This is a genomic window from Streptomyces sp. NPDC058620 (assembly GCF_042717135.1).
In the GTDB taxonomy this organism is placed as follows: Bacteria; Actinomycetota; Actinomycetes; order Streptomycetales; family Streptomycetaceae; genus Streptomyces.
In genome coordinates this window covers 1-9,552 of the sequence record NZ_JBHXQO010000065.1, presented here as the reverse complement: position 1 = coordinate 9,552, position 9,552 = coordinate 1, and the positions used below count along the sequence as shown (strand labels likewise).

The window sequence follows — 9,552 nt, the reverse complement described above, 5'->3', positions numbered from 1 at the left end:
TGGGGTTCCGCGCGCTGTTTGCGGGTGCGGGGGTTCGGGTGGTCCAGGGGCTGACATATGTTGCGCGCCTGCTCGCCGGGGACCTGGGGTTCCCCCTTCCCGCCCCTCGTCGAGTTGGGGGAACCGCCGCTTCTGGAGCCGGTGCGGGAACGTCGGCCGTTACCCCCGCCCGACCCCGAACCTTCACCGAATCCCCCGCCCGGACCTCTCCCCCGGCGGCCACCGGCATGCGCGGCGGACTCGGACCGGAGCCCGAACCCCGCCCCTGAACCGAACTCCGGCTCGGGCGCATCGGCGGAACCTGCGGCGAACTCTGGGCCGGCACCCGGGTCGGTGCCTCCGCCCGGCCACTCCGTACGACGCGTCACGGCCTAGCTCTTGGCCGCCGCAGCCTTGGTGGCCTTGGCCTTGGTGACCGGCGCGGACACGGACTTCGCCGAAGCGTCGGCCGCCCCATCGGCACTGGCTGCCGCATCGGCGGCAGCGGGCTCGACCGCCGGCACCTCGGGCCGGACACCGATACCCAGCTTCTCCAGGATCTTCTTCTCGATCTCATTGGCGAGATCAGGATTGTCCTTGAGGAAGTTGCGGGCGTTCTCCTTGCCCTGGCCGAGCTGGTCGCCCTCGTACGTGTACCAGGCACCGGCCTTGCGGACGAAGCCGTGGTCCACGCCCATGTCGATCAGACCGCCCTCGCGGCTGATGCCGTGGCCGTAGAGGATGTCGAACTCGGCCTGCTTGAACGGCGGCGCGACCTTGTTCTTGACGACCTTGACCCGGGTGCGGTTGCCCACGGCGTCGGTGCCGTCCTTGAGCGTCTCGATCCGTCGGATGTCGAGACGCACCGAGGCGTAGAACTTCAGCGCCCGGCCACCGGTCGTGGTCTCGGGGGAGCCGAACATCACCCCGATCTTCTCGCGGAGCTGGTTGATGAAGATCGCGGTGGTCTTGGACTGGTTGAGCGCGCTGGTGATCTTGCGGAGCGCCTGGCTCATCAGACGGGCCTGCAGACCCACGTGCGAGTCACCCATCTCGCCCTCGATCTCGGCACGCGGCACCAGGGCCGCGACGGAGTCGATGACGATCAGGTCGAGCGCACCGGAGCGGATCAGCATGTCCACGATTTCCAGCGCCTGCTCACCGTTGTCCGGCTGGGACAGGATGAGGTTGTCGATGTCGACACCGAGCTTCTTCGCGTACTCGGGGTCGAGAGCGTGTTCGGCGTCGATGAAGGCCACCGTGCCGCCGAGCTTCTGCGCGTTCGCCACGGCGTGCAGCGTCAACGTCGTCTTACCGGAGGACTCCGGCCCGTACACCTCCACCACACGGCCGCGCGGCAGACCGCCGACGCCAAGGGCGACGTCGAGCGCGGTCGAGCCGGTGGGGATCACCTCGATGGGCTCGTTCGGCCGCTCACCGAGGCGCATCACCGCACCCTTGCCGAATTGCCGTTCAATCTGTGCGAGTGCGGCGTCCAACGCCTTCTCGCGGTCGTTTCCTGCCATGGGTTCCACCCGATTTGCTTGAGTCGATCGCTTCACGTCAAAGACGCTAACCCCTGCCACTGACAATGGGCCTCGACGTCCTCCCGGCCTGTGGACAACTCCACGGTCGGGCCCGGGAAAACCCGGCCGGAATCTCATGAGAATGGATGTTCGATTTTGGTGTCAAGCGCACCACGCCCAACCATCCAGCAGAGAGTAGCGGCTTATAACAGCGTAGGTCGGGCAAGTCAAACAATAGTGTGCGACGTCATGCTAGATTCCGGGCGTATGGGTACATCTCTGGCAGGAAAGGTCGCCCTCGTCGCAGGAGCCACGCGCGGTGCGGGCAGAGGCATCGCGACGGAACTCGGCGCCGAGGGAGCGACCGTGTATGTGACGGGACGCACCAGCGGGTCCCAGCGCTCCGAGATGAACCGGCCGGAGACGATCGAGGAGACCGCCGCTCTCGTGGACAGGGCGGGCGGTCACGGGATCGCCGTACAGGTGGACCACCTCGTCCCCTCCCAGGTCAGCAGGCTGGTGGCGCGCATCCGAAGCGAGCAGGGCGCTCTCCACCTGCTGGTGAACGACATCTGGGGCGCCCGCATCGAGTGGAACAGGTCCGTGTGGGAATCGTCCCTGGACAACGGGCTGCACACACTGCGGCTGGCCGTCGACACCCACGCCATCACCAGCCACTACGCGATCCCGCTGCTCATCGAGACGCCCGGCGGTCTGGTCGTCGAGGTGACCGACGGGACCACCGCGTACAACGCGGACAACTACCGGGTCTCGTTCTTCTACGACCTCGCGAAGACGTCGGTGAACCGGATGGCGTTCGCGCTGGCGCACGAGTTGCGGCCCCATCACGCCACCGCCGTATCGCTCACCCCGGGCTGGCTCAGGTCGGAGGCCATGCTCCAGGCCCACGGCGTCACCGAGGCCGACTGGCGTGACGCGATCGCGCACTCGCCCCACTTCGCCATCTCCGAGAGCCCCGCCTACGTCGGCCGCGCCGTCGCCGCACTCGCCCAGGACCCCGAGGTGGCCCGCTGGAACGGCCAGTCGCTGTCCAGCGGCCAACTGGCACAGGCGTACGGCTTCACCGACATCGACGGCAGCAGGCCCGATGCCTGGCGCTACCTCACCGAGGTCCAGGACCCCGGCCTTCCCGCAGACGTCACCGGGTACCGCTGACCCGGGGGCATCGGGTACCGCTCAGCCCGGTGACCCCGGCGGCCCCGCCTCAGCCGTGCGTGTCCGGGCCGTCGCCCTGGATCTCGTCCGGCCGCTTCCCCCCGGTGCCGGGTTTCCGCAGCGCCTGACGCATCCGTCCCCGCACCGACCCACCACGGCTCCCGCGGCGGCGGCCGTGCATCCTCGGGTCGTCCGTCACCGCGTACCGCTTCACATACGCGCCGAGGAACGCCTGCAGCGTGGCGATCGCCGGGATGGCGATCAGCGCCCCCACCGCACCCATCAGCGCCGTGCCGGCGACGACCGAGCCGAAGGCGACCGCCGGATGGATGTCGACGGTCTTGGAGGTGAGCTTCGGCTGCAGCACGTAGTTCTCGAACTGCTGGTAGACCACGACGAAACCGAGGACCCACAGGGCGTACCAGGGGTTGACGGTGAACGCGATCAGCATCGGCAGGGCGCCCGCCAGATACGTACCGATGGTGGGGATGAACTGGGAGACCAGGCCGACCCAGACCGCGAGCGCCGGGGCGTAGGGCACGCCCAGGATCACCAGCAGCACGTAGTGCGCGACGCCGGAGATCAGCGCCATCAGTCCGCGCGAGTAGAGGTAGCCACCCGTCTTGTCGACCGCGATCTCCCAGGCGCGCAGCACCTCGGCCTGATGCGCGGGCGGCAGCACGGAACACAGTGTGCGGCGCAGCCGGGGGCCGTCGGCCGCGAAGTAGAACGAGAACAGGAAGATCGTCAGCAGCCGGAACAGTCCGCCGAGCACCGTCGTCGAGACGTCGAGGACGCCGGTCGCGCTGTTCTGGACGTACTTCTGCAGCCAGTCGGAGTGCAGCAGGCTGTCCTGGACGTCGACTCTGGACAGCTCGGTGCGGAAGGTCCGATTCACCCAGTTGATCACCGAGTCGATGTACTCCGGAAGGTCCTCGACCATGTCGAGGATCTGGCCCGCGAGCATCGAGCCGAGCAGCACCACGAAGCCGGCCGCGGCCGTCAGGACGGCGATGAAGACCAGGAACGTGGCCAGGCCGCGGCGCATGCCGCGCGAAGCCATCCGGCTCACTGCCGGTTCGATCGCCAGGGCCAGGAAGAAGGCGATGAGAATGTTGGTCAACAGGCCGATGAGCTGGTCGAATGCCCAGCTGCCGAGCTGGAAACAGGCGTAGAGCGCGAGCGCGAGCACCATCGCGCGCGGCAGCCAGGCGGGCATACGGGCCGGGCCGCTGCCACCAGGCTGCGCGGGTGGCACGGCCGGCGGGACGGGCGGGGAAGCGGGCGGCTGGTTCTGGGCGGTCTCGTCTGTCGGTGCCACGGGACAAGTCTCACCCATCGCCGTGCCTTTGGGCCGCCCGCCCCGGGCGTCGGCGGAGGGAGCGGCCCGGTGCCGTCAACACCGCCCGGTGCCGCCGCTCGTCCAGGGGATATCGCCGACGCTCGTCCGAGGGACGGCCGTGCGCCCAGGAGAAGCCGTCAGCGCTTTTCGGCGGGGACGCCGACAGCTGCGCAGACCCCGCGCCAGACATCCTTCGCGTCCCATCCGGCAGCCAGCGCCTGCTGCACCGTGCGGCCTCCGAGCTCGGACATCACGTGATCGCGCGCGAAGGAGTCCGCGTACGCCTCACCGAAGTGGTCCGCCATCCGCTCCCAGAAAATCGTCAACCGCATGCATTCATTATCCCGCTCCTGAGAGTGCAGCCGAGCCGCCCGACCTTGCCGACAGCGCTTTCCGCTCTACGGTCGGTTCCATGGCTGGAACCGGAGCACATCCACTCGCCCGCGCCGAGCAGTTCATCTGGCTCACGGCCCGCGTCCTCGAACAGCGGCGGTTCGCCCAGGAGTTCCTGGGCGGAAGCGCGGACGCGGTCGAGACCGCGCTCGCCGCCTATCTGAACGAGGACGGTGGCTACGGGCACGCGCTGGAACCCGATCTTCGCGGTCCCGTGAGCCAACCGCTGCACACCGCCCACGCGCTGAGCGTGCTCGACTCGATCGGCCGGTGCACCGGCATGCGGGTGGAGCGCATCTGCCGCTACCTGACCGATGTGTCGACCAAGCAGGGTGCGCTGCCCGCGATCCACCCCTCGCAGCGCGGCTACCCGGCCGCCCCCTTCATCCCCGTCGTGGACGACCCTCCCGCCGAGCTGCTCGCCACCGGCCCCGTCGTCGGACTGCTCCACCGCAATAAGGTGTGGCACGCGTGGCTGTTCCGGGCCACCGACTTCTGCTGGGATGCCGTCGACGCGCTCGAGCAGTCCCATCCCTACGAGATCCAGGCGGCTGTCGCCTTCCTGGACGACGTCCCGGACCGGGCACGCGCCGAAGCCGCCGCAGACCGCCTGGGACGGCTGGTACGTGACCAGGGGCTGGCGGTGCTGGACCCGGAGCTACGTGAGGAGTCCCCGGTGGCACCCGGTTACGGACCGGGTGAGCACCACTTCCCGTACGACTTCGCCCGTACTCCCCGATCGCTCGCCCGCGGCTGGTTCACCGACGAGGAACTGGACCGCTCCCTCGACCATCTGGTGGCCGGGCAGCAGGAGGACGGAGGCTGGCCGGTCACCTGGCGGCAGTGGGCGCCGGGAACGGCCCTGGAGGGCCGCCCACTCGTGACGCTCCGGGCGCTCCAGACCCTGCGGGCGTACGGCCGCAGCCTCAGCTGATCCGCTCCCGGATACCGCCGCCCTTCGTCGTCGCCGCGCTGTCCGCCCCGGTGTCGTGGAGCAGCAGCGCGGCGATGGTCAGGGCGGCGCCCCGAGGCGACGCCGGATCGAGCCCGGTCAGCGTGGTGAAGCGGGCCAGGCGGTTGTCGACCGTGTTCGGGTGCAGTCCGAGCACGGTCGCGGTACGGCGGCGGTCCTGCTGCTGGGCCAGATGCGTACGCACGGTCCGCAGCAGCTCGGGGCGGGCGGCGACCGGGGTCAGCAGTGCGGCGATGCGACGGCTGCTCGGACCCGGGCGCGAGAGGTGGTACTCGAGGAGAACGTCGTCCAGGGAGTGCAGCCCGGGAGAAAACCCGCACGCACGCGCCACCCGCAGCACCTCCACGGCCGTACGGGACGCCTCGGGCACGGCGTCCGGGGTGTCGGCCGGGACCATCGCGACCCGGACGTCCGCCCCGCAGGCCCTGGTGAGCCGCTGCGCCAGATCGTGGGGCGGTTCGCCCCCCTGCGGTACGACGACCCGGCCGGCGCCCGCGTCGAACAGCGCCAGCAGTTCCGTTCCGAAGGTCTGGTCGAGAGCGGTCTGGACGCGCCGCATGCGCCGTCGCACGGTCACCGAGTCCCCGCTCCCCGAATCGGCATCGGCATCGGACAAGGTCTCCAGGGCCACGGCGAGCACCAGGGCGGGTCCGCCGAGCCCCAGCTCCTCCAGCAGGTCCTGACGTGGCTCCAGGGCGCCGTCGAGGAATCCGCGCACCAGGGAGCGTCGCTGTTCGCGCTGTTCGGCCTCCAGGGCCGACCGCTCGTCCAGGTACGTCTCCGCGACGCTTCCCATCAGTTTGTGGTGCGAGCGCAGCAGCAGGTCGACGAGTTCGGCGAGAGCGCCCTCCTCACCGGGCTCCGCGGCGTCTCGCAGCGCCTGCCACAGCACGTACATCCCGAGCGCGTGGGAACGCAGCAGGAGATGCAGTGGAAAGCCCTCCTCGGCCCGCTGCGCGGCACGCTCCCGGAACAGCCGCAGCCCACCGACCCCGGGATGCGGGTCGGTGGCGCGACGCAGGAAGAGCCGGACCCCGTACCGGGCGGTCGCGGCGACCTCCAGGTCCTTCACCTCACTGGGGAGCCCGGCATAACCGGGAAGCTCCTCGAAGGACTCGCGGGCCATACGGCGGGCCAGTTCGTTGACCTTGGGCTCGCACCGCAGAGCGAGGGCCCGGGCTTCGTCGGACAGCGGCATGGCGGCTCCCTGCACCCCTGGCGGTCTTGTGACGGATCACAGTACGCAGCCCTCGACGGTGTGACGAGAGCGGCTGTTGAAGGCCACTCCCTGGGCCGACACTCGGGTTCCTGGTAAAACGCCGTACAGCCGAAGGAGCCGTAGGTATGACGGAGCACAGCCCGACGGACTATCTCAGCTATGCCGACCAGGTGTGGCGAGGTGAGAGTTCACTGCTCGCCCACCTCTCGGGCGCCTACTCGAACGCCGGGCTGGTGACCGTGCGCGAGCGGGTCGGCTTCCTCCCGGCATTCGCCAACGTGGCGGTGTTCGACACCGGTGACGGTCTGGTGCTCGTCGACTCCGGGGACATCCGTACGGCCCAGCCGCTGCACCGGGCGGTGCGGGCCTTCAGCGAGCAGCACGTCAGCACGGTCGTCTACACGCACGGCCACGTGGACCACGTCTTCGGAGTGGCCCCGTTCGACGCGCAGGCCACGGCCGAGGGACGGGCACGCCCCGAGGTGATCGCTCACGAGGCGGTGACCGCACGGTTCGACCGCTACGTCAGCACAGCCGGCTACAACGCCTGGATCAACCGGAAGCAGTTCGGCGTTCCGTCCCTGGACTGGCCTTCCACATACCGCTACCCGGACACCACCTACCGGGACAGGATGACCGTCGGGCGCGGCGATCTCACCTTCGAGCTGGTGCATGCCAAGGGTGAGACGGACGACAGCACCTACGTGTGGGTGCCCGAACTCAAAACGCTGTGCACGGGCGATCTGTTCATCTGGAACACCCCCAACGCCGGCAACCCCCAGAAGGTGCAGCGCTACCCGGAGGACTGGGCGCGCGCCCTGCGTGCCATGCAGGAACTCGGCGCCGAAGTGCTGCTCCCGGGACACGGTGTGCCGATCGTCGGCAAGGAACGGGTCCACCAGGCACTCGACGACACGGCGCGACTCCTGGAGTCGCTGTGCGAGCAGACGCGGACCCTGATGAACACGGGTCACCGCCTCGATGCCGTGCTGCACGGGGTACAGGTACCGCAGGAGCTGCTGGAGAAGCCGTATCTGCACCCCGCCTACGACGAGCCCGAATTCGTCGTACGCAACCTGTGGCGGCTCTGGGGCGGCTGGTACGACCAGAATCCGGCCCACCTCAAGCCCGCCCCCGACGCCGCGGTGGCCACCGAGTTCGCACGTGCGGCGGGCGGAGCGACGGTTCTGGCCGACCGCGCGGCGAAGTTGCTGGCGGAGGGCGAACTGCGGCTCGCCTCCCATCTCGCGGAGACAGCCGCCCTGGCCGCCCCGGCCGATGTGGACGTGGCGCGGATACGGGCCCGGGTGTACGCGGAACGCGCGGCGGCCGAAACGTCCACGATGGCCCGGGGAGTGTTCAACTGGGCCTCGGCCGAGTCGGCCGCGGTGGCCGAGGGTACGGACCTGGAGACCGAGCTGACGCGCTCTCCCGAGGGCCGCAGGCGCGCGGCCGGGATGATCAGCGTCGGCGTCACGGAGGACGACTCCTGCGGTTGCGGCGGGGCTCCGGGGGAAGACGGATGAGCGCCTCTCCGAGGCCGGCCGTGACCAGCGCGGCCCATGGCACCGGAGTCACCGAGGCCGCCGGAGCGAGCGCCGGAGCGGACCGCGTGCGCCGGGGGGCCTGGGGCACCACCTGGTTGCTGCTCACCTTCATGCTGGTCAACTTCGCCGACAAGACCGTCATGGGACTGGCCGCCGGGCCGATCCGCGACGAGCTGGGGCTGACCCGGGGGGAGTTCGGCACGGCACAGTCGTCGTTCTTCGCCCTGTTCAGCCTGGCCGCGCTCGGGGTCTCGTTCCTCACCCGCCGAGTCCGCACCACCGTGCTCCTGCTCGGCATGGCACTGCTGTGGTCGGTGGCGCAGCTGCCGATGCTGCTCGGCGCCGCCGGATTCGGGACGCTGGTGGCGACCCGGGTACTGCTCGGCGCGGCCGAGGGCCCCGCCGCCCCGGTCGCCGTGCACCATCTGCACGGCTGGTTCGGGCAGAAGGACCGGACCCTGCCGACCGCCGGGCTGATGGTCGGCGCGGCCGGCGGGGTGGCCCTGTCGGCGCCCCTGCTGACCGTGGTGATCGATGTGTGGGGCTGGCGGTGGGCCTTCGGTGCCGTGGGGCTGGTGGGCCTGTTCTGGGCGGTCTGCTGGCAGCTGCGGGGCGAGGAGGGACCGCTCGCCCCTCCGCTCGGCCGGTCCGCGTCCACCGCCGGGAACGCGCCCACGGTTCCGTACCGCAGGCTGCTGCTCTCCGGCACCTGGCTGACGGCCGCGTTCGGCGCCTTCGCCGCGTACTGGCTGCTGTCGGCCGGGCTGACGTGGGCACCGGATTATCTCCACGAGGTCTCCGGGCTGAGCTTGCGGCAGTCCGGCGCGGTGGTGACGGCGACCGCGGTCGGTAACGCCGCCGTGCTCCTCGGACACGGTCTGCTCGCACGCCGGGCCTCCCGCGAGGAGACCTCCGGGCGGCTGTCCTCCGGGCTCGGTGGCGGTCTGGTGATGTGCGTGGCCGCCGTGGCGATCGCGGCGTTCGCCGAGATCGATTCGGTGGGGGTGAAGATCGCGCTGATGGTCGGTCCCATGGCGCTGACCAATGTGATCCTCACGGTCTCGCAGACAGCCGTCGCCCGGATCACTCCCTCCGCGCAGCGCGGAGTGGTGCTGGGCGCGCTGGCCTTCGTGTACGCCCTGGCGGGCATTCTTTCGCCGCTCGTGACCGGGCGGATGGTGGATGCCGCGGCAACGGTGCCTGCCGGGTACCACTCGGCGTATCTGCTGATGGCGGGGCTCGTCGCCGTGGCCGGCGTATGCGCGGTCTGTTTCCTGCGGCCGGAGAGGGACGCGGCACGGCTGGGCGTGCCGGAGACGCCTTCCGCGACTCCGCTCGCGCACTGAACCGGGGTTATGGAGGCGGGCGGTAAGGGGCTCGGTCCATTGGACCGAGCC

8 protein-coding genes are annotated in these 9,552 nt (G+C 70.1%); 4 read left to right on the top strand and 4 right to left on the bottom strand.

From position 1 onward, the window contains the following. Nucleotides 1-371 precede the first annotated feature (371 nt). A complete protein-coding gene (recA, locus tag ACFWSK_RS32945) occupies nt 372-1,505 on the bottom strand; it encodes a recombinase RecA (RefSeq protein WP_383794368.1) in 1,134 nt (377 codons plus the stop codon). Nucleotides 1,506-1,772: 267 nt separating this feature from the next. Between recA and ACFWSK_RS32940 the strand changes: the two genes are divergently transcribed. Continuing rightward, nucleotides 1,773-2,681 carry an SDR family oxidoreductase gene (locus ACFWSK_RS32940; RefSeq protein ID WP_383794366.1) on the top strand — a complete coding sequence of 303 codons (909 nt, stop codon included), beginning with the start codon at nt 1,773-1,775 and terminating at the stop codon, nt 2,679-2,681. Between the two features lie 49 nt (nt 2,682-2,730). Here ACFWSK_RS32940 and ACFWSK_RS32935 read toward each other — a convergent pair whose 3' ends face one another. After that, entirely contained in the window at nt 2,731-3,900 is a 1,170-nt protein-coding gene (locus ACFWSK_RS32935) for an AI-2E family transporter (RefSeq protein ID WP_383794422.1), read from the bottom strand. A 260-nt stretch (nt 3,901-4,160) separates the two neighbouring features. Next, nucleotides 4,161-4,355, bottom strand: coding sequence for a DUF3046 domain-containing protein (locus tag ACFWSK_RS32930; RefSeq protein WP_383794364.1), 195 nt, complete (start codon nt 4,353-4,355; stop codon nt 4,161-4,163). A gap of 80 nt (nt 4,356-4,435) precedes the next feature. On the opposite strand from ACFWSK_RS32930, the gene ACFWSK_RS32925 reads away from it, so the two are divergent. Continuing rightward, on the top strand, nt 4,436-5,350 hold the full coding sequence (locus tag ACFWSK_RS32925; protein ID WP_383794361.1) for a hypothetical protein: 915 nt from the start codon (nt 4,436-4,438) through the stop codon (nt 5,348-5,350). Here the strand turns inward: ACFWSK_RS32925 and ACFWSK_RS32920 are convergent. Next, nucleotides 5,343-6,587 (bottom strand): PucR family transcriptional regulator, encoded by a 1,245-nt coding sequence (locus tag ACFWSK_RS32920; RefSeq protein WP_383794358.1) that lies wholly within the window; start codon nt 6,585-6,587, stop codon nt 5,343-5,345. The genes ACFWSK_RS32925 and ACFWSK_RS32920 overlap by 8 nt on opposite strands. Before the next feature lie 146 nt (nt 6,588-6,733). On the opposite strand from ACFWSK_RS32920, the gene ACFWSK_RS32915 reads away from it, so the two are divergent. Together ACFWSK_RS32915 and ACFWSK_RS32910 are read left to right on the top strand one after the other, a co-directional pair. Further along, the gene (locus ACFWSK_RS32915; RefSeq protein WP_383794356.1) at nt 6,734-8,134 is read left to right on the top strand and encodes an alkyl sulfatase dimerization domain-containing protein; all 1,401 of its coding nucleotides are present in this window, start codon (nt 6,734-6,736) and stop codon (nt 8,132-8,134) included. Next, the gene (locus ACFWSK_RS32910; protein WP_383794354.1) at nt 8,131-9,501 is read left to right on the top strand and encodes an MFS transporter; all 1,371 of its coding nucleotides are present in this window, start codon (nt 8,131-8,133) and stop codon (nt 9,499-9,501) included. Before ACFWSK_RS32915 ends, ACFWSK_RS32910 begins: the two co-directional genes overlap by 4 nt. Nucleotides 9,502-9,552: the final 51 nt, after the last annotated feature.

Excerpts from the sequence above, each read along its gene's own strand:
- ACFWSK_RS32910 (WP_383794354.1), top strand. The coding sequence starts at position 8,131 with ATGAGCGCCTCTCCGAGGCCGGCCGTGACCAGCGCGGCCCATGGCACC.
- ACFWSK_RS32930 (WP_383794364.1), bottom strand. The coding sequence starts at position 4,355 with ATGCGGTTGACGATTTTCTGGGAGCGGATGGCGGACCACTTCGGTGAG.
- recA (WP_383794368.1), bottom strand. The coding sequence starts at position 1,505 with ATGGCAGGAAACGACCGCGAGAAGGCGTTGGACGCCGCACTCGCACAG.
- ACFWSK_RS32920 (WP_383794358.1), bottom strand. The coding sequence starts at position 6,587 with ATGCCGCTGTCCGACGAAGCCCGGGCCCTCGCTCTGCGGTGCGAGCCC.
- ACFWSK_RS32935 (WP_383794422.1), bottom strand. The coding sequence starts at position 3,900 with ATGCCCGCCTGGCTGCCGCGCGCGATGGTGCTCGCGCTCGCGCTCTAC.
- ACFWSK_RS32915 (WP_383794356.1), top strand. The coding sequence starts at position 6,734 with ATGACGGAGCACAGCCCGACGGACTATCTCAGCTATGCCGACCAGGTG.
- ACFWSK_RS32940 (WP_383794366.1), top strand. The coding sequence starts at position 1,773 with ATGGGTACATCTCTGGCAGGAAAGGTCGCCCTCGTCGCAGGAGCCACG.
- ACFWSK_RS32925 (WP_383794361.1), top strand. The coding sequence starts at position 4,436 with ATGGCTGGAACCGGAGCACATCCACTCGCCCGCGCCGAGCAGTTCATC.